The following is a 23,354-nucleotide window of genomic DNA, read 5'->3' on the forward strand; positions in this document are numbered from 1 at the left end:
GGCGCGACGATGCAGGGAGGAAACGCCGATGTCAGGACAAGCGCGCGATCTGTCGTGCGACGTGCTGGTCGTGGGCTCGGGCGCCGGCGGGCTGTCCACCGCCATTACGGCGCGAAAGTGCGGGCTCGACGTGATCATCGTCGAGAAGGATCGGTACTTTGGCGGCGCCACCGCATTTTCGGGCGGCGTGCTCTGGGTCCCCGGCAATCGCCATGCGCGCGACGCGGGCGTTGCGGATAGTCGCGAGGCGGCACGCACTTATCTCAAGCACGAGACCGGCAATCATTTCGACGATGCGGCGATCGACGCCTTTCTCGATGTCGGCCCGCGCATGCTCGACTTCTTCGAGCAGGAGACCGAGGCGCAGTTCGTGCTGTCGGCCTATCCCGATTACCATCCCGATGTGGAAGGCGGAGCCAGGCTCGGCCGGTCGGTCACCGCGGCGCCTTACGATGCCCGCGCGCTCGGCGACGAGATCCGGCGGCTGCGGCCGCCGCTCGAGACCATCACCTTTATCGGCATGATGTTCAACTCGTCCAACGACGAGCTGAAGCACTTCTTCCGCGTGACCTCTTCGCTTGCGTCGGCGATCTACGTGGCCAAGCGGCTCGCGAGCCATCTCTGGGACCTCGCGCGCTATCGCCGGGGCGTCAAGATCACCAGCGGCAACGCGCTGGCCGCGCGCCTGGCCAAGACGGTCTTCGATCTCGGAATTCCGCTGCTCACGGCGACGTCGGCCCAACGGCTGACCAGCTGGAACGGCGCCATCACAGGCGCTGTCGTCAGCGATGCCAAGGGCGAATTCGCGATCGCGGCACGCCGCGCTGTGGTGCTGGCAAGCGGCGGATTCCCACATGATCAGGCGCGCATCGCCCGCGCTTATCCGCACCTTGCCCGCGGTGGCGAGCATCAGTCGCCGACGCCATCGTCCAACACCGGCGATGGCATCCGCATGGCGGAGGAGGCGGGCGGCAGCTGCGATATCCGTTTTCCGCATGCTGCGGCCTGGATGCCGGTGTCGCGCGTGCCGCTCGGCAATCGCACAGGCGTGTTTCCGCATCTCGTGGACCGCTACAAGCCCGGCGTGATCGCGGTGAACAGGCAAGGCCGCCGCTTCACCAACGAGTCCGAGTCATATCACGACGTCGGCGCAGCGATGATCGCGGACAGCGCCGGCGGCAGCGAGACCGCGGCCTGGCTGATCTGCGATCACGCCACGATCCGCAAATACGGCCTCGGCTATGCCAAGCCGGCGCCCGTGCCGGTCGGGCCCTTCGTGCGTAACGGCTATCTGAGCCGCGGCGCGACGCTGCGCGAGCTTGCCGCTGCTGTCGGCATTGATGCCGACGGTCTGGAAGCAACGGTGCGCGAGTACAATGAGTGCGCGATCCACGGCATCGACCGCGCGTTTAAGCGCGGGTCGACCGCATTCAACCGGTATCTCGGCGATGCCGAGCACAAGCCGAACCCTAACGTGGCGCCCATCGGCACCGGACCATACTACGCGCTGCAGCTCATCATGGGCGATCTCGGCACGTTCGACGGTCTGACCACCGACGTTGTCGGTCGCGTGGTGCGCCACGACGGCACGGCGATCACCGGGCTCTATGCCGTCGGCAATGATCGCGCCTCGATCATGGGCGGCAACTATCCCGGTGCCGGCATCACGCTCGGGCCGATCATGACCTTCGGTTACATCACCGGCCGTCATCTGGCCGGCCAGCACGCCTGATCGGCACAACGGGATCAACAACGACCCATGCCGGAAGGCAGGGCAGGTGAGGGAGAAACGACATGACCATGACACGCCGTAATTTCGTCGGTGCCGGCCTCGCCACGGCGTTGGCGCCGCGCCTCGCGAGAGCACAGTCCCATAACACGATCCGCATCGGTGTGATCACCGACATGTCCGGCATCTATCGCGACGTGTCGGGGCCCACGACGGTCGCCTGTGCGCAGCAGGCTGCGGCCGAATTCATGGCGGCCAACCCCTCCATCAAGGTCGAGATCCTGGTCGCCGACCATCAAAACAAGGCCGACGTCGGCCTGGCGATCATCCGTAAATGGTTCGACCAGGATGGTGTGGACGTGATCGAGAATGTCGGCAACTCTTCGATCGCGCTCGGCGCCAAGTACCTGATCGAGGACAAGAACAAGGCCGCGCTCATCACCACCGCCGGCTCGTCGGACCTGACCGGCAGGAGCTGCAGTGCGAACCTCGTGCACTGGTCTTGGGATTCCTGGTGCCTCGCCCATTCGACGGCGACCTCGCTCGTGCGCACCGGCGGCTCGAAGTGGTTCTTCCTCACCGCCGATTATGCCTTCGGCCATGCGGCGGAGGCGGATGCGGCGAAATTCGTCAAGGCGGCGGGCGGTACTGTGCTCGGCTCGGTACGCTATCCCTTCGGCTCGACCTCGGACTTCTCGTCCTTCCTGCTGCAGGCCCAATCGAGCGGCGCGAATGTGATCGCCTTTGCTAATTCCGGCAATGAGCTGATCAACTGTCTGAAGCAGGCCCAGGAGTTCGGCCTCGACCAAGGCGGCACGCGCATGGCGGCGCTGGTCGGCTATGTCACCGACGTCATCGGCATGGGCCTGTCGACGGCCAAGGGCCTGTCGCTTACCGAGACCTTCTACTGGGATCTCAATGAGCGAACGCGCGCCTTCATGAACCGGGTGAAGCCGCGCCTGGCAGCAAGCGTCTATCCCAATATGAGCCAGGCCGGCGATTACGCCTGTGTGCTGCACTACCTCAAGGCGGTGAAGGAGTTCGGCGTCGAGCGGGCCAAGCGCAACGGCCGCGAGGTCGTCGAGCTGATGAAGAAAATGCCGACCGACGACGACTGCTTCGGCCAGGGCATGATCCGCGCCGACGGGCGCAAGATCCATCCGGCTTATCTCTTCGAAGTGAAAAAGCCCGCGGAGAGCACGTCCACCGGCGACGTCTACAAGCTGGTTTCGACCCTGAGCACAACCGAAGCGTTCCGGCCCCTCGAGGAGGGAAGCTGCGCGCTGGTGCGCAGCTGAGAGAGCAAATCGGGAGACCGTCCGATGATCGAGCACGCCATTGTCGATTTGCGCGTCTACACCATCCGCCTGCGTAAGATGGCGGAATTCGTCGATGTGTTCGACCGGCTCGCAATCCCGGTCCAGCTAAAATATCTGGGGCGCCCGCTGGGCATGTTCACGAGCGCGGTCGGGCCGCTCAACCAGATAGTCCATCTCTGGGGCTTCCCCGACATGGGCGAGTTCGAGCGCCGGCACACCGCACGCGACCAGGATCCCGACTGGCCGGCCTACCTGCAAGCCTCCGAGCATCTTATCGTCGCGCAGGAGAACCGGCTGATCCGCAGGATCGAGCTGCCATCCCTGTCCGGCCTGGCCACCTGAGGCGTCGCTCGCCTTCACGACGTTTGGAGCTCTGCATGGCATGGATCGATCTCTCGGCGAAAGTCGCCGTCATCACGGGCGGTGGCGGTGGAATCGGGCGCGGCATTGCTCTTGGTCTTGCGGCCGTTGACGCGACCGTGGTCGTGCTCGACCGCGACGAGGGCGGCGCGGCCGTAGCAGCGGAGATTCGCGCTCGTGGCGGCCGCGCCGAGTTCCTCGCCTGCGATGTCACCAGCGATGACTGCGTCGCGCGCGCCGCCGGCGAGCTGGCGGGGAATGTCGGCGATGCTGCGATCCTCGTCAACAATGCGGGCACTATGTTGCCGGGCGGGCTCGACACCACGAGCGTGGCGGATTGGGATCGCATTCTGTCGTTGAACCTGACTGGTTACCTCCGCTGTGCACGGGTCTTCGGAGCGCCGATGCTGGCGCGCGGCGCGGGCGCCATCGTCCATGTCGCGTCGATCTCGGCCTCGTTTCCACAGAGCTACAGCGGCGCCTACAGCGCGAGCAAGGCCGGCGTGGTCATGCTGTCGCGCCAGCTCGCGGTCGAATGGGGACCGCGCGGCGTGCGCAGCAACGTGGTCAGTCCGGGCATGATCCGCACGCCGATGACCGAGGCCATCTATCGGACGCCGCGCGTACACGAGGCACGGCGGACGCTGGTGCCGGTGCAGCGGATAGGGCGTCCGGAGGATATCGCCGATGCCGTCGTGTTCCTCGCAAGCGAGCGCGCGAGCTACATTACGGGAGAGGAATTCGTGGTTGACGGCGGTTTCACCCGCACTCTGATGGGCACCATTCCGCGCCCCGGCTTCGAGAAGGACTGAGCTCGGCGGACCAATCTGGACGGGAGCAACCGATGCTGCTGCGGGGAAAAGTGGCCGTCATCACTGGCGCCGGCTCCGGGATTGGCGCCGCCGTCGCGCAGCTGTTTGCGGTCGAAGGAGCGAAAGTCGTGCTCGGTGATCTCGCCGAAAGCGGCGCTACGCTTGCGGCTGGTCTTGCCGCCGAAGGTCACGCAGCGGACTTCCAGCGTGTCGACGTCACCGATGAGACCTCAGTTGCCGCGCTGATCCAGGCGGCCGTGACGCAATTCGGCCGGCTCGACATCCTTGTCGCCAATGCCGGCATCCCCGAGCGCAAGTCGCCGATCCACGCGCTTGATCTCGCCGATTGGCGGCGCGTGATCGATGTCGACCTCACCGGTGTGGCTATCTCCAACAAGTTTGCCGCGATGGCCATGCTCGCGACGGGCGGCGGCGCGATCGTCAACATGGCCTCGATCCTGGCCCACGTCGGCCAGGAGAACAGCAACGCCTATTCGGCGGCGAAAGCCGCAGTTGTCAACCTCACGCGCTCGATAGCGCTGACCTATGCGCGACAGGGCATCCGGGCCAACTGTGTCTCTCCGGGCTATGTCGATACGCCACTTCTGGGAAAGCTGCCGGAAGCGACCCGCGAGATGATGTTGGTGCGGCAGCCGATCGGTCGGTTGGCCCGGCCGAACGAAATCGCGCATGTGGTGGCGTTTCTCGCCAGCGACCGAGCCTCGATCATCACCGGCGCGTGCATCAATGCCGACGGCGGCTACACCGCGATTTAGTCTATCGATGTGCGTCAGCGATTTGGTATCCACCAGCGCAAGAATCAGATGCTGCGACCAATCAGACAGCACTCTGACTAGTCGGCCGTCGGAAAGATACGGCTTGCACGTGTCCCTCCGTGAGATAGGCGAGGCCCAAGCCCTTCAGCGCTCCGTCCAGGAGAAGGCCGGCGCTGTTGAACACAAGCTGTCCCTCGACCCGCACATTGAGCTCTCGCCCGTTTTTCTCGAACTCCCATGCGTAGAGACTGCCGCCATGTGTCGGCAGGCGAAGGTTGAGGCAGTTGTGGTTCGTCAGGTCTTGCGGTTCCTTCGGCCGCTTGCGATCGGCGAAGTAGGAGGGCGAGCCGACGACGGCCATCCGGAGATCGGGGCTGATGCGCACGGCGATCATGTCCTTGGCGACGAGCTCGCCCGGGCGGATGCCCGCATCGACCTGCTGCGCCACGATGTTGGTGAGCCCGTAGTCGATGATGACCTCGACATGGATGTCGGGGTACTTAGGAAGGACCTTTCCTAGGGCCGGCAGAAGGATCTCGGCGGTGGCGAATTCCGTCGCCGTCAGGCGCACGGTGCCGGCAGGCTTTTCGCGCAGCTCGCTGAGTGCCGCGAGATCGGCATCCATCTCGTTGAACTTGGGGCCTACGCTTAGGAACAGCCGTTCTCCGGCCTGAGTTGGTGTGACGCTTCACGTCGTCCGATTCAACAAGCGTACGGCGAGCCGCTCCTCAAGATTCCGGATCATCTGACTTAGGGCGGATTGCGTCATGCCGAGCTTTGCCGCGGCACGCGTGAAGCTGCGCTCCCGCGCCACGGCGAGGAAGGCGAGGAGATCGAGCTCGCGCAAGGAAACAAGGAGCTCTGGGAATCGACGGCTATCTTCGTCACGGTGGACGAGGGCGGCGGCTATTATGAACTCCGGCTTCATCCAGCCGGTCGACTTCTTCGGCACCGGTCCCAGGATTCCGATGATCGCGGTATCGCCTTTCTCGCGCGGCGGACATGTCAGCCACGTCTACGGCGAGCACTCGTCCTTCGTGAAATTCGTCGAGCGCAACTGGCACATTTGTTGACGTTCATCTGGTCTCTCCTTGGAACACTGAAGCTTCGCAACCTCAACTTCCTCGGTTCAGACCAGATGGACAACCTCCTGAGAGACCAAAGCTAGCCGGCCTGCCGGAGGCGGATGCCGATCACTTGCGATCGGTAGGCCGGTAGCCTCGGCGCGCCGCCCCCGAGGCGATCGGTGGAGCGGAACTGACCTTGTTATTTTTCGAATGAACTGCCGAGTTCAGCAGGGCCGCCCTGAGCCGCTGCACATGCATGCGCGCGAGTACCTCGGCAGTGTCCTCATCCCGTTCGCGCACCGCCTTGGTGATCTCGTTGTGGTCCTTGAAATTATCGGTGAGCACCTTGGCCGTCCGCGGCCCCGTGCGACCCCGGCACATCGCACTCGTGCGCGCATAGATGCCATTGAGTTGCCGTTCGATCAGCGGGCTTCGCGCGCCACGAAGGATCTGTTCGTGAAACCTGAGCGCAGACGCAGCAAATTCGCGCTCAAATTTTTCGGTGAGTAGCGTCTTCTGGTGCTTCATCGTCGCGGCGAGCGCACTTAGCTCCTCGTCGCTCATGCGTAATGCGGCCAGTCGGGTCGCCATGCCTTCCAGCGCTTCCCGCGTCTCGAACAAGGCGCTGAGGTGCTCCTCATCGAATGCGACGAGGTAGACGCCCTGGCGCGGCGAGACATCCACCAGTCCCTCCGCATCCAAGCGCGCAATTGCACTCCAAACGGGCGAGCGACTTACCCCCAGCTCACGCGAGATCATCTCCACGCTTAGTTTCTGCCCGGGCTGGAATCGACTGTCGTCAAGCAGCATCGAGCGCACCATATCATAGGCGTCGCTCGTCAGGGTGTTTCGACTAAGTTTGGGCATCCCCACTCAGTTCCATGTTGGTTGCCTCCGCAACCGAGCAATATTATCGCCTGATTCCTTGAGAAAACAGTCGAATATCGTCGACCATGTGGGGAATAGTCTCTAGGTGACTACCCGTCGAGAGGAATGAAGGTCTGCGTGGCGGCTCAGCCTACCGGTTCGTTGGAGACGCTTCGTGTCGGCGGAAGGAATGGGCTGTGGGGGCGTGACCCGCGAATACGGCCAGGGCAGTGCTGGCCGAGATCGAGAGTGCTGGAGCGGCATTTGATGCCTCGGAGCCGTCGCTCGCCAAGCGGCTCTTGAATCTCGATCGAGCGTCCGGCGAATTCGTCGGCAAGGGATTGCACGTGGCGTATCGGATACCTGGCTAAGGTGCGATGGTCACCTCGGCGAGATTTGCGTTCGGTCCGTCGGCCGAGATCGTGTGTCCTTTGATCCTTCGGTTGACGATCGTGATCTGCGATGGCGCAAGCAGGCTGATATCGGGTAAATCCGCGATCACGCGCTTCTGGAATGCCAGGTAGAGGTCGCGGCGTTTGGCGGGGTCAGGTTCGACCGAAGCCTGTTCGAGCAGATTGTCGGTTTCAGGACTCGCATAGTGAGAACCGTTCGAGAACGGGAGGCCCTTGCGGAAATTGCGCGACCAGTAGGTGCGCTGGACGCCGACCGATGGGTCGAACATGTTGTTGCTGCGCGCGATCGCAAACGCAAATTCCCGATCGGTATAGATCCTTCGCACATAGGTCGCAAAATCCTGAATGCGAACAGAGGCTATGATGCCGACCTCTGCCAGCGCCTTCGCGACGCCTTCGGCGGTCCGCTTGTAACCGTCGCCGGCCGGCACGAAATCGAGTTCGACCGCGAAGCGTCTGCCATTGGAATCGCGCTTGAGGCCGGCGGCATCGAGCCAGCGCTCCGCCTCGACATGATCGAGTTCCGGGACGACCAGTCGCTCGGCGCCGTACGGGCGCAAGTCTGGACTGATCGGGCCGACCGCCATTTTAGCGTAGCCATTCCATGCCGCGGCCACGAGATCGGCACGGTCGATGGCATGCGCGATACCTCGGCGAACACGGTAGTCACCCAGGATAGGGTGGTCGAGATTGAATTCCAGACGGACAATTTGGTTGGTGTATTCGTAACCCTTTGTCTCGAACAGGAGGTGTGGCGCGCGCGACAGCCGTTCGAGCGCCGCGACCGGCACAGGCGTCTGCGGCGCGATATCGATCGCACCGTCTTCAATTGCAGCCACGCGCGCCTGCGGATCCCCGATAAAGCGAATGGACAAGCCAGTAACGAACGGCTGCGGCGCGCCCCAATAGGCGGGATTCCGCTCGAGCGTCACGTGGCTGCCTTTGATCCATTCCCGAAAGATGTAGGGACCGGTCCCGATCGGAGAGGTTTCGTTGGCACTCGCCGACGGCGCGGATTCCTTGTAGCGATGCGCCGGCAGCATTGGCGATTCCGCGCCTGCAAGCGCATGGATCAGCGCGGGCGCGGGCTGCGAAAGACAGATGACCGCGGTCAGCGGATCCGGCGTTTGCACTTCCGTCACGCTCGCAAAGGTCGATCGGCTTCGCGGATGGAATTGCTTCAAGAGCATGATCGAAGCGGCAACATCGGCTGAGGTGAAGGGCTCGCCGTCGTGCCAACGCACATTCGGACGCAGCGTGAAAGTCAGCATCAGGCCCGACGGGTCCAACCGCCATTCGGTCGCGAGTTGCGGCACGGGATTGAGTTCGAAATCGTAGGACAGGAGGCCTTCGTTGATCTTGCCCGAGACGAGCATGGTCGGATCGGCGCTGTTCGTCAGCGCGATCAGGGTCGTCGGCTCGGGATCGACGAGCATGGTGACGGTTCGCTCTTGGAGCGGTCGCGTTTCGATCGATGACGGGGAATCATTGGTCATAATGATTTCCGGGAGAAGCGGCTTTCAAGCTGAACTCTGGTAGACGCCGAAACACAGCGTCGGCGGCTCCACGGTCAAGGAGACCAGCGAAGATATCGTAATTCCAAAACGCTTGCCGCGCGGTCCGTCGAAAGCACGCGGACGGTCGCGGCGATAAGGACGTATGGCGTCTCGGAAGTCGTCAGGCATGGTCCGGCTGCTGGATCGGATCCCGCAGCTCGTCGGTTTGGCTTCGGAAACGAATCCGTTTGATCGCCGCGAGGTCGGAAAGCACTACGATCGCTGCGGTAACGAAGAGGGTGCAGGCAATCAGACCAAAGGCCGGCGCAAAGCTCGCCGTCCTGTCCTTGATGTATCCCATCAATTGTGGGCCGACATAGCCTCCGACATTGCTGATCGAATTGATCAGCGCGAGTCCGGCGGCGAGGCCGGCGCCGCTGAGGAAGCGAGTTGGCATGCTCCAGAACAAGGGCAGCGCCGAATAGATGCCGAGCGCGGCGACGGTCAGGAACGCGATACCCAGCGCCGGATTGGGAGCTGAGGCCGCCGACGAAAATCCGACGATCGCGACGACGATCGCGAACAACAGATGCCAGGTCCGTTCACCGCTGCGGTCGGAACGTCTGCTCCATGCGACCATGCCGACGGCGCCGACCAGCGCGGGAATCGCCGCGATCAGTCCAACCTCGAAGGGGTTCGTGATGCCAGCCTCTTTGATCACCTGCGGCAGCCAGAAATTGATGGTGTAAAGGCCGACCAGAAGACCGAAGTTGACCAAGCCCAGCGACCATACCCGGGCGCTCGTGAACGTCTGTTGCAGTGTCTGCGGATGCTGGCTCGTGCGCTGCCTTTCCTCCTGATCCATTCTGGCTTGGAGCCAGGCGCGCTCCTGCGGCGAGAGCCAGCTCGCATCGGCAGGCCGCTCCGGCAGGTAAGCCAGGGTCACGAGACCAAGCACGACCGCTGGGGTAGCCTCGATGATGAACATCCATTGCCAGCCGACAAGGCCAAACACGCCGTCGAGCTTGAACAGAAGCGCCGACAGAGGCGCGCCGATCAGACCCGACAGCGCGATGGCAACCATGAAGAGACCGAGGAGCTGCGCCCGCTTCGTATCCGGCACCCAGCAGGCGAGGTAATATATGACGCCGGGCAGCAACCCGGCTTCGGCGACCCCCAACAGGAAGCGAATGACATAGAAGCTGGATGGTCCCGACGCGAAAGCAGTCGTCCCGGAGATCAACCCCCAAGCAATCATGATGCGAGCAAGCCAGCGGCGCGCGCCGAAGCGTCTGAGCGCCAGATTGGAAGGAATCTCGAACAGGACGTATCCCAGAAAGAACACGCCTGTTCCGAAGCCGAACATTGTTGCGGTCAATCCCAGGTCCGTATTCATTGTCAGCGCCGCGAACCCGACATTCACGCGATCCAGAAAGCAGAAGAAGTAGACCAGGCAGAGAAAGGGAATGAGACGGCCCGTGACGCGCGATACGATGCTGGCTTCGTCTATGCGCCCGGTGTCACCTGGAGTGTCCGAGGCCGTGCGAGCTTGTGGTTTGGGTGGCATTTCGTCGGTTTTCGGGCTGCGGCCGAAGGATAGTTCTTCGAGCAATGGTCGCGCCGAAGTCGGAGTCTGGCCGGCCAAGTGCGCGGTGGCGGCCTGGCGCTCGGCCGGACTTTTTTCCTGGGACAGCTTGAAGCGGCCCTCCATTCGCTCGATGTCGACGACAATTCGGCCTATGAGGGGAGCAAGGTTGCGGACGCGCGGTTCCGACTGATCGAGAACCCAGCCGTCGCCGTTGCGCTCCGCCTCCCGCGCGAGGCGCGCGATGTCATTCAGAATGTCCAGGCCTGGCCTCTCGACCCTGCAGCGCCCTTCCACATGGACGGCCACATAATTCCACGTCGGTAGTTGCCGCGTGACATAGACGTTTGGCGAGATGTACGAGTTTGGTCCCTGAAAGACGATGTAGACCGATGCCGCGTCGAGCATCGCGAGCTGGGGATTGTTGCAATCCATGTGTCCGCGCAACTGCCAGCCTCCATCCGGCCCTCGCTCGACCATGAACGGAATGTGGCTGGCTTGGAACCGCTCGCCGTCGTGGCTGATGATCAATCCAAGTGAATAGGCTTGGATGACCGGGATCAGGCGCTCAGGATTCTCTTCCCGATAGTTCGGATAATGATACATGGCGCACCCTACGAGGCTTGCAGCAGCGTTGATTGATCGGCTAGGGCGGCTTCGAGAGATGTGGCGATCAGATCGCTTCGCAGTGACAACAGGCTGAACGAGCCGGCGTCGCCCATGCCGTGGCTGGTTTCACACAGGCCATTGAGGAAGATCGGAGGAAAGAGCACTTCGGGGCGCCTCGGCAGTAGTCGATAGTCGCGCGCCACGTGCAGCACCCCCGCTTGGTCGGTCAGCAGCCGGTCGGCTATCGAGGCGAGGATCGGCGGAAAGCGTTCCTGGCTAGGATCTGGTCCAAGATTGCGAAAGCCGGTGGCCAGGATGACGATATCGGCGCAGAGCTTGCTCTCCTGATGGTGGTGGATTTCCTCGAGGGCAAGCAGTGGGGCACCTTTGAACTCGCTAACCGAGACGACCCTCGTATTCGTAAGGATACGAATTCGCTCTACGCGGTCCAGCTTCTGTTCGTAGATCGTGAGGTAGAGTTTCCGGATGACGTCGCCGTCCGCCGATGAATAGTTGGTCCGCTTGAGTTGCTCGTCGATAGCTGCCTTGCTGGCCGGCGAAGCATCGAAATAATAATCCACGTGCTCCGGGAAATAGACGTGATCACTGAACGGGCTCGTGTCCTTGAGCGCAAAACCGTAGCCGCGCTGAACGTTGACGATGTTGGCTTCCGGGAAGCGGGCCGACAAATCGAGAATCAGCTCCACCGCGCTTTGGCTGCCGCCAACGACGCAGATGGTCCTTGGCGTACCATGACGCCGTTGGTACTGCTCGAGCCTGGGAAGATAGCAGGTGAGATGAAATAGGCGCTCGCTTTCCTGGCCCTCGAAGGGCGGAGGAACGAGCGGTGTGCGGCCTGGGGCGACGACGATGCTGCGCGCCGAATAGGCTTCGCCGCACGCGGTCGAAACCACATATTGTTCATCTCCGCCTCCGACCTTGATGTCGGTCACGGTGCGGCCATAGCGAACCCAGCGGTCGAAATGCCGCGCGACCCAAGTCACGTATTGCGCATATTCCTTGCGCAGCGGGAACTCGACTCCGAGGTTGAGATACTCGAACAGACGGCCTTGCTCGTGAAGGAAGTTGATGAACGAATATTGGCTTCGCGGATTGCGCGGAGTGACGAGGTCGCGCAAGGGATTGTTCTGAATGTCGGACCCGCTCAGCAGCATTGCGGGTTGCCAGGCGGGTGCATTCATCCCCTCAAGGAATGCAACCTTATGAGGCGTGTCACGCTCCTCCAGCGCCGCCGCAAGAGCGATGTTCGCCGGTCCAAATCCGATGCCGACAATGTCGAACGCAGTTTCGGTCATTGATGCTAACTCATGTTGGTGATGCGCGATGCGAACGGCCGGCTCGTCGAGATCGGCCGGAATCGGTGCGTGATCTCTGCGCCTTTTTGCGGCGATCGCCGCTGTGATGGACCGACTGCATTTGCAACGCCGGCGCGAGATGCTGATCGGGAACGTCCTGCAGTTCGCGCGCGAACGGCCGCGCCGGTTCGAGCGCCGTGTTGGGCATCGAAATGGATGTCCTCGTCATCGACAACGCTCCAGGCGGCGATTCTTGGCTCTTTACTTTCTTCGTGTTACATGTTTCATGATATTAGGCAACCTAAAGATGTATAACCTGGTCTTGCGGATTAAATAAATCAAATCGAGCGAGCGCGCTGTGGAATCCCAGTCGATCTTCGAACAACATGAGTCGCAGGTTCGGTCCTATTGTCGTGACATCCCTGTCGTATTTCACAGGGCGTCAGGGCATTTGCTTTTCGATGAGCGCGGCCGCTCCTATATCGACTTCCTGGCCGGTGCCGGCGCTCTCAACTACGGCCACAACAATCCGGAGTTGAAACAGGCTGTAATTGAGTATATGCACGCGGACGGTGTTACGCATTCGCTCGATCTGTATACGGGGGCCAAGCGGAGCTTCATCTGTGAGTTCCAGCAGACCATCCTCGCGCCCCGCCATCTCGATTATAGAATGCAGTTCACGGGTCCGACCGGGGCGAACGCCGTGGAGGCCGCGCTGAAGCTTGCGCGGCGCGCGACCTCGCGGACCAATGTCGTGAGCTTTACCAACAGCTTTCACGGCATGTCGCTCGGTGCCCTCGGCGCGTCGAGTGCGCGGCGCAAGCGGAGCGGCGCCGGGCTCCCGTTCGTCGGAGTCGATCGATTCCCGTTCGACGGCTATCTCGGCCCGCACGTCGACACCCTCGCATATCTCGACGAGGCGCTGAGCGATCCCGGGAGCGGCATCGATGCGCCGGCGGCGTTCATTGTCGAAACTCTGCAGGCCGAAGGCGGACTGAACGAGGCCCGCATCAACTGGCTTCGTGGCCTGCAGGAGGTCGCACGCCGGCACGGCGCGCTATTGATCGTGGATGAAATCCAGACCGGCTGCGGACGAACCGGTCCTTTCTTCAGCTTTGAGCGAGCCGGCCTCTATCCCGACGTCGTTTGCATGGCAAAGTCGATTGGCGGATTGGGATTGCCGATGGCGCTCGTCCTGATTCGTCCCGAACACGACGTCTGGGAGCCAGGACAGCACAACGGAACCTTCCGCGGCAACAACCTGGCATTTGTGGCCGGGGCGCAGGCGCTGCGACTGTGGCGCGAGCCAGCGTTCGAGCGCGCGATCGCGCGCAAGGGCGAACTGATGCGTGAGCGGCTGCAAAGGATCGCTCACGCGACCCGCGGCGAGGTACGAGGCCTCGGCATGCTGCAAGGTGTGGCTTGGAGCGATCGCGAGTTTGCGCGGAGCGTCGCGCGCCGCGCGCTTGCCGATGGCGTCATTGTCGAAACCTGCGGCGCATGGGACCAGGTCCTGAAGATCATGCCGCCGCTCACCATACCGGAGCAGGCTCTTTGCGACGGCTTGGACAGGGTCCTGCGCGCTGCATTGGCCGAAATCGAAGCCGCGCAGCTCGATGTCGCAGTCTGACTCCCTTTTTCCTTGATGCTGCTGTCCAGCCCATCGGAGCCTGTTCACATGCCCAACCTCGCGGTTCAAGAGCCCGCCGAAACGAAGGCCGCCAGCGCGCTCATGACGGGAGCCTCGTTCCTCGACAGCCTGCGCGACGACCGCAGCGTCTTCATCTACGGTGAGCCCGTTCGGGACGTCACGAGCCACCACGCGTTCCGTAACGCAGCGCGCTCGCTGGCCCATCTCTATGACGCGCTGCACGACCCGGGCACCGCGGACGTCATGCTGACCACGAGCCCGGAGGGATTCCGGACGCATCGGTATTTTACCTCGAGCTATTCCTCCGACGATCTGTTCAAGGCGCGCGATGCGCTTGCGCATTGGGCACGCATGACATTCGGATTCATGGGCCGCACGCCGGATTACAAGGCGGGCTTCATCGCGACCCTCGGCTCGTTTTCGGAGTTCTACAATCCGTTCGAAGGCAACGCCTTGCGTTGGTATCGCACAGCCGCCGAGAAGGCGCTGTTCTTCAACCACGTGATCGTGAACCCGCCGGTCGATCGAAACCGGCCCGTGCATGAAGCGGAAGACGTTTTCGTCCACGTCGTGCGGGAGCGGGACGATGGAATTATCGTACGCGGCGCGAAAATGGTGGGAACCAGCGCGGCGCTGTCGAACGCCACGTTCGTCGCCCAGAACAGCGCGGTCTCCTTCGAGAAGGGCAAGGGTGAGGACTTTGCGCTCGTCTTCGTGCTGCCGATGAACACTCCGGGTCTCAAGGTCATGTGTCGGCGGTCCTACGAGGACTCCACGTTGAGCCCCTTCGACAATCCGCTCTCCGCCCGCTTCGACGAGAACGACTCGGTCTTGATCTTCGACGATGTCCTCGTTCCCTGGGAGAATCTGCTGATCTATCGGAACATCGACAAGGCGCGCAGCTTCTATGCGGCCTCGGGATTCCTCAACCGCTATGCCTTGCAGTCGACCACCAAGATCGCCGTCAAGCTCGACTTCATGCTCGGTCTTCTGATCGCGGGCCTGCGCTCCAACGGCACGTACGATTTCAGGGGTGTTCAGACCAAGGTCGCCGAAGTGGCGGGCTGGCGCAACTTGATGTGGTCGCTGACCACGGCGATGTGCGCCGAGCCGGATCAAGGGCCCAACGGAACCGTGTTGCCGAGGCTCGAGGTGGCCGCCACAGCCAGGTATTTCGGCACGTATCTCAACGGCAAGATGAAGGAGATATTCGAGACAGCGCTGGGAGGCGCACCGATTGCGATGCCTTCAAGCGCGGCCGATCTGAAATCGCCACTGCTCAGGCCTCTGATCGATCGCTTTTACCGCGGTTCTGATTCCGACGCTGAACATCGCATCAAGCTCTACAAGCTGGTCTGGGATGCGATCGGCAGCGAGTTCGGCGGGCGGCATGAGCTCTACGAGTACAACTACGCCGGCAACAATGAGCAGGTGCGGCTCGACCTTCTCGGGCATTCGGCGAAACAAGGCATTGTCGAGCAATCGCTCGCCATGGTCCGGCGCTGCATGAGCGACTACGACTTGTCGGGTTGGACCAATCCGGTCTGGACCAACGGTTAGCGGGGCCAATGCAATGGTCATAGCTCCCACCTGGGATACCCAAAGGCCGGATTATCGGGCCATCGTCAACGACTGGCACGTGGTGCTCGCGAGCCAGGCGGTGGCCGAAGATAGCATCGTGCCGGCGAGGCTGTTGGGCGAGGATATCATTCTGTGGCGCCACAACGGCGAGATCCACGCGTGGAAGGATTACTGTCTGCATCGGGGCGCGCGGTTGTCGCTCGGCTGGGTGAAGGACGGTTGCGTGGTGTGCCCGTATCACGGGTGGGAGTACAACGCCAACGGGGACTGCCGCCGCTATCCGGCCCACCCGAAGACAAAGCCGACGGGCCGTGCTGCAGCCTATCGACATCATGCAACCGAACGATACGGCTATATCTGGGTTTGTATGGGGACCCCGGTTGCCGATGTGCCTCCGTTTCCGGTGTGGGACGACACGAGCTATCGGAAGGTCAAGGCCGGACCATATCACTACAGCGCCAATGCGCTTCGCGCGGTCGAAAATTTTCTCGACGCCGCTCATTTTCCGTTCGTGCACGCCAACCTCAACGGCAATCCCGACGCCCCCGACGAACTCGCCGATTACGATGTTCTGCTGACCGATGAAGGTCTGAAAACGGGCGAGATTGCGGTATTCCAGCCCTACGGTGATCATCGCGGGATCCCGGTCACGGCTCGTTATGAATATCACTGCTTTCGCCCGACGACGGCCTATTTCAACAAGAAGACCGGAGAAGTGGAGCGCTTCTGCACGCTGCTGGCGGTGACGCCGGTCGATCTCGAGACCTGCGTGGTGCATCTCACGGTGGCGATCAACTTTGGTTGGGAGCTGAGCGTAGAGCAGATTCTGGAGCGGCAGGACAGAGTCTTCGAGCAGGATCGCTTGATCGTCGAATCGCAGCGGCCAAAGCCGTTGCCTCTCAATCCCAAGGAAGAGATGCATTTGCGCAGCGATCTGCTCGGCGTGGAATACCGCCGCTGGATTCGCGCGCTGGCCGGAGAGGGGCCCATGCCGATGCGCGCATCAACGCTGGATTCCGGCGCGCCAAGAGCGACCATCGAGTCGGTCCCGGCGAGTTGAGTTGACGGGAGCGCGTGATGCAATTGGCTCTCGAGGAGAATCCAGTGAAGCCATCAGCTCTGCTTCGCGCAAGGCCCAGTGCTCATCGCCGCCCGCTGGAGGGCAGGGATCTTCTGCGAAAGCGAGCGCCATGACGAGCACTGCGCCAGCGACGGCCCCGGGCTGGACTGAGACGATTCGTTTCGCGGCGATCGCTTGTGCTGCGGGGCTGGTGCTCGGTGTCGCCTATCGCGTCAACATGGCGCCTCCGATTGCACAAGCGGCTTCGATCGGGCTGCTATGCATGGGGTGCTGGGCGACCGGGGCCATACCGGAAATTGCGACCACGCTCCTGTTCTTCGCGCTCGCAACCTTGACGATGCTGGCGCCTTCTTCCGTCATTTTCTCCGGCTTCGCCTCTTCGGCCTTTTGGCTGGTGCTCAGTGGCATGATCGTGGGTCTCTCGATCAGCAAGACGGGCCTGGCGCAACGCATTGCGGGAGCGCTGGCGCGCTCGCTGTCGACATCCTACGTCCGCCTGATCAGCGGGATCGTCGTCATCAGCTTCGGCTTGTCCTTCGTCATGCCGTCCAACATGGGCCGCATCTCGTTGCTGGTGCCGATCATGCTGGCGCTGGCCGACCATCTGGGTCTCGCTCCCGGCAGGCCCGGGCGAACCGGCGTCGTGCTCGCGGTTGGATTTGCCACGTTCATGCTGTCGACCTCGATCCTGCCGGCCAATGTGCCGAACTTGGTGATGGCAGGCGCCGCTGAAACGATCTACGGCGTGCGTTTCTCCTATCTTCCTTATCTCCTGCTCCACGCGCCGGTGCTCGGGATCGTCAAGGGCGTACTTATCACCGCGGCCATCCTGGTCCTTTTTCCGGACAAGCTCGACGCCACAGCGATAGATGGAACGGCGCCCGCTCGTGCGCCGTTCAGCGAGAAAGAGCGGCGTTTGAGCATCATTATCGCCGCAACTCTCGCGCTCTGGATGACGGACTCCATCCATCACATTCAGCCCGCCTGGATCGGGTTGGCTGCGGCGACAATATGCCTGATGCCCGGTATCGGCATCATCGAGGCGGCCTCGTTCACATCGATCAATTTCCGGACCGTGTTCTACGTCGCGGGTTTGCTCGGCCTTGTCGCCACGGTCGATCATACCGGGCTCGGCCGCGAGCTCAGCGGATTCCTCCTCTCTGTCATCCCGTTCAGCCCGGGTGCGACCTTCAGCAACTATCTGGCGCTGGTCGGGCTGACTGCTTCGCTCTCGGTGGTGACGACAGCAAACGGAGAACCGGCGTTATTCACGCCGATGGCGAGCGAGATCAGCGCTCGGACGGGCTTCGATCTGGTCACGGTCATTATGGTGCAGGTCATCGGATTCTCGACGGTGTTCCTGCCCTATCAGGCGCCGCCTATCGTGGTGGCCGCCGAACTCGGCGGCGCTTCGGCAATAGCGACGACAAAACTGACCATCGTGTTGGCGGTTTTATCGATCCTGGTGATCGTGCCACTGAACTTCGCTTGGTGGAAATTACTCGGACAATTCTGATGGAATCGATGACTATGGGAGGAACCATGTCAAAGCGTGGATGGATCCTGGCGGTGGCACTCACGGCGCTGTTCGGTACACGTGGGGCGTTGGCCGCTGATGGTTTTGTACTGTCGTCGTCCACCTTCAAGGACGGCGAGCCGTTGCCGCAGAAGTCCGCCGGCAACAACAAGTCCAATCCGAATTGCGTCGGCGAGAATGTCTCGCCGGAACTGACGATCAGCAACGCGCCGGTCGGCACGAAGAGCTTCGCGCTCCTGATCTTCGATCCCGAAGGTCGTCCGCCCGGCGGCGTCAACCACTTCGTGGCCTACGGTATTCCGGCTTCGGTCACCTCCTTTCCTGAGGGTGAACTGTCCAAGCCCAGCGACAAGTTTGTTGGCGGCCAGAGCACCATGAAGCTGCCGACCTATTTCGGTCCGTGCACGCCGGCCGGCGCGCCGCACCACTACATCTTTACCCTGATCGCGACAGACCTCGATGCGAAGGATCTCAAGGAGGGTATGACGCGGGACGAGCTGATCAAGGCGCTCGACGGCCACGCCAAGGGAGCGACCGGTCTGATCGCCACGTTCTCGCATCCGTAGCAAGTGCATCGCAGAGACCGGAAGGGAGTCAATGGGACGGTGAAGAGGTGGAGTCACCCTGCCACCGTCCTCAGGTCTCGCAGGGACTATCGTCCTCGGCTGTGTTTGCCAGAGATCGTGAACCTGAAGGTTCACCGCGTCGCATTACACCGCGCCATAGAAGTGCCGGTATTGCCAGGCGGCTGCGCGTTGCAGTTCCTCCTCGCTCCATTCCAGCCCGGCGAAGCGCGCGGGAGCCATGCAGGAGAGATCGATCCCGGGCTTTCCATCGATAATCCAGCTCGCCAGCTTTTCGCCCAGGGCGGGCGCAATGGAAAGTCCCGCGACGTTGCAGCCGCTGGCGAAGAAAAATCCCCTGAGATCGGGCGAAGGGCCAAGCACATGGTGCCCGTCGGCCGTCATCGTCGGAATGCCGCCACGAAATTCGCGTGGCTGCGCCGTCTGCAGGACCGGGAGCTGATCGGCTACCTCGGCGGCTGCGGCATCGAGAACGGCGCGATCGAGCGGCATGTCCTTGATGTCAAAATCCGTTCCCAGCGATTGCATGTCGAAAAATCTCGGGTGCTCCTCGTAGACGCCCCAGAGGAAGCCACCAAGGCAGGGGCGCATATACACGGCGGCGTCCATGATGCGGATCATCGGAAGGTCGGCGACGGCCCCTGGCAGCTCCTCGGTGACGATCAATTGCTGCCGCGTCGGCACTAGCGGAACGTTGATGTTGCTCAGCCCGGCAACCATTCGCGTCCAGGCGCCCGCCGCGTCGATGACCGCGCCAGTGCGGATCTTGCCCATCGGCGTCGACACGCCCATGACGCGCGAAGCCTCGATGTCGATGCCGAGCACCCTGGTGTTCGCGTGAATCCGCGCACCGTTTGCCGCCGCCGCCGCCGCGTAACCTGTCGCGACCTGCGCCGGATTGAAGTAGCGGTCGTCACCAATCCTCAGGACGGCTTCAATGCCCCGGGACCGAAGAAAGGGATGAAGGGCGCCCGCCTGCTCCGGCGATATCAGCTCGACATCGAGTCCTGTGGCGCGCCCGCGGTTGAGGTCCTCTTGCAGCACATCCGCGTCCGTCGGCCGGCGCGCGATCTTCAGGCTCCCTGAACCGACCCAGTCGAGCGGCTGCCCGGTCTCGTCGGTGAAACCTTCGATCTTCCTGCAGGCGTCGGTGATGAGCGTAATCATGATCTCGCTCTTGCGCAGACAACTGACCATGCCCGCCGCGCGGGGCGATGTCTGCGACCCGATTTCGTGCTGATCGAGCAGCGTGACCCTCAATCCCCCTTGCTTCGTCAAATAGTAGGCAGTTGCCGCACCCAGGCGGCCTGCACCCACGATGACCACATCGGCACTGTCAATCAAAGGCCAGTCCTCTCGTGAAACACGAAACACTTATCATAAGGAGGGCCGGATCAGACGAGTACGATAGCGAGTCCTGGGAATCTCATCGATGCGCAGTGGTCGACCAACCGGCATCATCAAATTGAGACGTCGGAGTTTCTTCGTTCGCCTGCGGTCGTTTACGCCTAACCCTAGAGTGAGGTTGTTCTAAGCTGCCCAGCGGTCGCCGCGACCAATTTCGCATCTTGCCAGTTGGAGCCATTTTGAGGCAAACTCGCCCATAGATCGCATCTCTGGTGGATGTTTCGCGGAAGGGAGCCGACGGCTTCTCGATTGAAAATGTCGATTCATATCACAACGGTATTCCCAGAACGCGGCTGTACGCTAGGTCGACAAAATCTTAGGGCAGGAAGAAGGGCATGAATGGCATTCCGCCGTCCCCCTTGTTGCCCGCGCTGGCCTCGGCCTTGGGCTTTGCAGGTCTTGCCGGAGCCTCCTCCCTATCCCTACTCCTGCGCTCAAGCCTAGCGGATGGGGCCTGACGTACCTTGCGCTTCTCGCATTCAGCGTCATCATTGACGAAGTACCCCGGGGCGCACGTAATCTTGACGCAGCGATCGCCGTCACGTTTGAGGCCGGATCCGCAAGTCAATGGACAAACCCGCGCCGTTTTGAGCTTGATCGCGTCAAGCGCATCGGGGTTCGCGGCCTTGGCATCGAATTTGGTGCCGGCGTTCTGGTTAAACAGCTCAAGCGAGCGCCGCGAGGCCGCATCCCACTCCCCATTGGCCGATCCTGAGAAGCAGCCAACCCGGCGTAACTCGGTCTGTAGCGATTTTGCGAGCTCGGGTGGCGAAGTCGAAGGCGCGGACGCTTGCGGACTGGGCAGCGTGGCAACCTTTGTATCCGCACTTGTGTTCGTCTCTCGCGGCTGGTCTGGCGCGGAGGGGGCAACCGGCGTGGTGTTCTTTGTGGCCGCGGCGGCACTCTCGGCCGCGACACGCCTCTGTTCGGCCTGAGCCGCCTGTTGTTGCGCGGCTTCCTTGGCCGACTCGGCGGCGGCCCGAGCTTCCTGGGCTGCTTTCAGCTCCGCGGCTGCCTTGGCGAGTTGCGTCTGTTGAGCGCCCTCGCTGACGAGACGGGCCTGCTCCTGCTCGGCCTGACGCGCTTTTTCGGCCGCCGCCGCACGCTTCTCCTCCGCATCAATCTTGGCGAGCTGAAGCTTTGCCAGATTTGCGTAGTAGCCGTCCGGATACTGGGCGATGAAAAAGTTCAATGCATCCTTGTTGCCGACCTGCAGCGCGAGTTCGTAGTCCTGCCGCATTTCGGACCGGGGCGTTGCCGATGAGGCTGCTTCCTTGGCGGTTTCCTTGGCTGCTTCCTTGGCGGTTTCCTTGGCCGGCACCAGCGGTACATCGTCGCCGCCAAGCGTACCGTAGACGTACGGTTCTTGCCGATTGCCGGTTGCCTTCATGACGTCGTCGCGGACGAAACCGAACACCCTGCGCAAATCCAGGCCGGGCGTTCCGATGTATTTGACCAGTGCGGCAGTGTAGGGACTGTTCTTGCTGTTGCCGTCCGACGCCGTCGAGCCAGCCTTGGCGGCGAAGGCCACTAGCGTATTCGACGTCGCCGGTTCAATTCGCGCAAGGCCCCGGCTGATTGCTCGTGAGCCGACCGTTCGCTTCATCTTCTCGGAGAAAGGATTGTTGCGGCAAGCATCGAGGATCACAACCCGCAGTTGCCGTGCCGGTTCAATGGCCAGTAGGACCCGATCGAGCGAAAACGCCTCGTCGTAGACGTCTGTATCGCGCTCTAGCGTGGCATCGATCGGAATCAGATAGTTCGTACCTTCGATCTCGATGCCATGACCAGCATAATAGACCACGGCCACATCCGAGTCGCGAGCCTGGTCGGCAAAATCGCGCAGCGCGCGTCGCATCTCGACCGCCTGAATATCCAGACGGGTTTGCACCACGTCAAAACCCGCGGTTCTCAGTGTCGCCTCGACCATTAGAGCATCATTGACCGGGTTCGAAAGTGGCGTCGCGTTCTTATAGGCGGAATTGCCAATGATGAGCGCCACACGATTTGCGGCCCATGCCGGCTGACACAGGAGCAACACGGCGAGAAAAAAGATAATTCGGCGCAGTTTCACAAACCCGTGTGAATCCATGGCAGTGCTACTGTTCAAAGGAACACTTTCAATATAGGTGCCGCCACAACAGAATCGGTTCAATGACATCTTGATGATCCGCAGACCTGCGGAAAGTGGAACCGGATCGGAAAAGACGGCGTAACCGGCCCTGCAGACAGCCGGCCGATTGACCTCCCGGGAGGCATAGCGTCTAGTGATACAGATTTTGAACGGGCGAGATCAGTGCCGTGACTGACGTGAAGCTCGGCCAGGTAAACCCCGCAACAGCCAAGAACGGGATCGCCAGTTGCGGCGTCAATCCATGGCTGGAGTGGACCTCGAGAGCAGCAATAATCATCATCTATGGAGGGTCTGCTCTTCTCGGTGCCGCGGGTATTCCTCAGCTGCTTCCGTTGGACGGCGTTCCCGAGCTGCTGATGGTCGCGGCCAGCATTGCAAACGTCCTGTTTCTTGGCTTGGTTGCAATGACGACCATGACCCGACTGGTCCCGATAATGAAGTCGAGGGGTATCGAGACGCGGATCTCAGCCTTACTGGGCGCTTTTCTGAGTATCGCACTCGCTTTTCTTCCAAAGGCAGAGCTCGGCCCAATCTGGTCGACTCTGTCCACAGCATTGATCCTGGTGGCGACCTCGCTCTCGATTGTGGTGCTCCGCTGGCTGGGCAAATCCTTCAGCATTCTGGCGGAGGCAAGACGCCTGGTGACGGAAGGGCCTTATCGAATCGTCCGGCATCCCCTCTACCTCTGCGAGGGAATTGCTTTGGTCGGCGTGACACTCCAAGTGCTTTCACCGCTTGCCGTGCTCATCGCGATTGTGGTCGTGATGGTTCAATGTCGGCGAATGATCAACGAAGAGCGGATTCTTAGGCTGGCTTTTCCCGAATATGACGCCTACGCCGCGAGAACGCCTTTTCTGATCCCCGTAAGACTGATCCCGACAGCGCTGGGTCGCTTGGCTCATCAAGCCCGGCGGAAGCTGTCGACCAGAGCTATCGATCCGCAAGCCTGACACGGCTCTTCACTGGGCTCGAAACGCTTTGGACGGACGTCGGTCAATTCGACATCCTGCGCCAATCCATCAGCCGGAGC

18 protein-coding genes and 1 pseudogene are annotated in these 23,354 nt (G+C 61.8%); 12 read left to right on the forward strand and 7 right to left on the reverse strand.

Annotation, left to right across the window (positions count from 1 at the left end):
* Positions 1-28 precede the first annotated feature (28 nt).
* The 5 genes from QA640_RS13355 (at position 29) to QA640_RS13375 (ending at position 4,996) form a co-directional block, all read left to right on the forward strand.
* Positions 29-1,732, forward strand: coding sequence for an FAD-dependent oxidoreductase (locus tag QA640_RS13355; RefSeq protein ID WP_283041103.1), 1,704 nt, complete (start codon positions 29-31; stop codon positions 1,730-1,732).
* Between the two features lie 62 nt (positions 1,733-1,794).
* Complete coding sequence (locus QA640_RS13360) at positions 1,795-3,027, forward strand: ABC transporter substrate-binding protein (RefSeq protein WP_283041104.1); 1,233 nt, start codon at positions 1,795-1,797, stop codon at positions 3,025-3,027.
* Between the two features lie 24 nt (positions 3,028-3,051).
* Positions 3,052-3,390: an NIPSNAP family protein gene (locus QA640_RS13365; RefSeq protein ID WP_283041105.1), complete on the forward strand. Its 339-nt coding sequence runs from the start codon at positions 3,052-3,054 to the stop codon at positions 3,388-3,390.
* 35 nt (positions 3,391-3,425) lie between these two features.
* A complete protein-coding gene (locus tag QA640_RS13370) occupies positions 3,426-4,220 on the forward strand; it encodes an SDR family oxidoreductase (RefSeq protein WP_283041107.1) in 795 nt (264 codons plus the stop codon).
* Positions 4,221-4,252: 32 nt separating this feature from the next.
* Positions 4,253-4,996: an SDR family NAD(P)-dependent oxidoreductase gene (locus QA640_RS13375; protein ID WP_283041109.1), complete on the forward strand. Its 744-nt coding sequence runs from the start codon at positions 4,253-4,255 to the stop codon at positions 4,994-4,996.
* Between the two features lie 57 nt (positions 4,997-5,053).
* On the opposite strand, the pseudogene QA640_RS13380 reads toward QA640_RS13375, so the two are convergent.
* Positions 5,054-5,843: pseudogene (locus QA640_RS13380) on the reverse strand (LysR family transcriptional regulator); the annotation flags it as partial.
* A gap of 64 nt (positions 5,844-5,907) precedes the next feature.
* Here QA640_RS13380 and QA640_RS13385 point away from each other — a divergent pair.
* Positions 5,908-6,069 (forward strand): alkaline phosphatase family protein, encoded by a 162-nt coding sequence (locus QA640_RS13385; RefSeq protein WP_349253719.1) that lies wholly within the window; start codon positions 5,908-5,910, stop codon positions 6,067-6,069.
* A gap of 120 nt (positions 6,070-6,189) precedes the next feature.
* Here the strand turns inward: QA640_RS13385 and QA640_RS13390 are convergent, their stop codons facing one another.
* From QA640_RS13390 to QA640_RS13405, 4 genes are all read right to left on the reverse strand, one after another.
* Positions 6,190-6,930, reverse strand: a complete 741-nt coding sequence (locus QA640_RS13390; RefSeq protein WP_283041111.1) for a GntR family transcriptional regulator — start codon at positions 6,928-6,930, stop codon at positions 6,190-6,192.
* A gap of 367 nt (positions 6,931-7,297) precedes the next feature.
* Positions 7,298-8,839, reverse strand: a complete 1,542-nt coding sequence (locus tag QA640_RS13395) for an ABC transporter substrate-binding protein (protein ID WP_283041113.1) — start codon at positions 8,837-8,839, stop codon at positions 7,298-7,300.
* Between the two features lie 181 nt (positions 8,840-9,020).
* The gene (locus QA640_RS13400; RefSeq protein WP_283041114.1) at positions 9,021-11,030 is read right to left on the reverse strand and encodes an MFS transporter; all 2,010 of its coding nucleotides are present in this window, start codon (positions 11,028-11,030) and stop codon (positions 9,021-9,023) included.
* Positions 11,031-11,038: 8 nt separating this feature from the next.
* Entirely contained in the window at positions 11,039-12,349 is a 1,311-nt protein-coding gene (locus QA640_RS13405) for a SidA/IucD/PvdA family monooxygenase (protein ID WP_283041115.1), read from the reverse strand.
* Positions 12,350-12,707: 358 nt separating this feature from the next.
* On the opposite strand from QA640_RS13405, the gene ectB reads away from it, so the two are divergent.
* From ectB to QA640_RS13430, 5 genes are all read left to right on the forward strand, one after another.
* A complete protein-coding gene (gene ectB / locus QA640_RS13410; protein ID WP_283041116.1) occupies positions 12,708-13,979 on the forward strand; it encodes a diaminobutyrate--2-oxoglutarate transaminase in 1,272 nt (423 codons plus the stop codon).
* 48 nt (positions 13,980-14,027) lie between these two features.
* Positions 14,028-15,560 (forward strand): 4-hydroxyphenylacetate 3-hydroxylase family protein, encoded by a 1,533-nt coding sequence (locus QA640_RS13415; RefSeq protein ID WP_283041117.1) that lies wholly within the window; start codon positions 14,028-14,030, stop codon positions 15,558-15,560.
* Between the two features lie 79 nt (positions 15,561-15,639).
* Positions 15,640-16,641: an aromatic ring-hydroxylating dioxygenase subunit alpha gene (locus tag QA640_RS13420; protein ID WP_283041118.1), complete on the forward strand. Its 1,002-nt coding sequence runs from the start codon at positions 15,640-15,642 to the stop codon at positions 16,639-16,641.
* Positions 16,642-16,771: 130 nt separating this feature from the next.
* Entirely contained in the window at positions 16,772-18,178 is a 1,407-nt protein-coding gene (locus QA640_RS13425) for an SLC13 family permease (protein ID WP_283041119.1), read from the forward strand.
* Positions 18,179-18,204: 26 nt separating this feature from the next.
* A complete protein-coding gene (locus QA640_RS13430) occupies positions 18,205-18,765 on the forward strand; it encodes a YbhB/YbcL family Raf kinase inhibitor-like protein (RefSeq protein ID WP_283041120.1) in 561 nt (186 codons plus the stop codon).
* 144 nt (positions 18,766-18,909) lie between these two features.
* Here the strand turns inward: QA640_RS13430 and QA640_RS13435 are convergent, their stop codons facing one another.
* Together QA640_RS13435 and QA640_RS13440 are read right to left on the reverse strand one after the other, a co-directional pair.
* Positions 18,910-20,127, reverse strand: a complete 1,218-nt coding sequence (locus QA640_RS13435; protein WP_283041121.1) for an FAD-binding oxidoreductase — start codon at positions 20,125-20,127, stop codon at positions 18,910-18,912.
* A gap of 379 nt (positions 20,128-20,506) precedes the next feature.
* A complete protein-coding gene (locus tag QA640_RS13440; RefSeq protein ID WP_283042787.1) occupies positions 20,507-22,282 on the reverse strand; it encodes a caspase family protein in 1,776 nt (591 codons plus the stop codon).
* Between the two features lie 209 nt (positions 22,283-22,491).
* On the opposite strand from QA640_RS13440, the gene QA640_RS13445 reads away from it, so the two are divergent.
* Positions 22,492-23,274 carry an isoprenylcysteine carboxylmethyltransferase family protein gene (locus tag QA640_RS13445; RefSeq protein WP_283041122.1) on the forward strand — a complete coding sequence of 261 codons (783 nt, stop codon included), beginning with the start codon at positions 22,492-22,494 and terminating at the stop codon, positions 23,272-23,274.
* Positions 23,275-23,354: the final 80 nt, after the last annotated feature.

It is taken from the genome of Bradyrhizobium sp. CB82, assembly GCF_029714405.1.
Classification (GTDB): domain Bacteria; phylum Pseudomonadota; class Alphaproteobacteria; order Rhizobiales; family Xanthobacteraceae; genus Bradyrhizobium.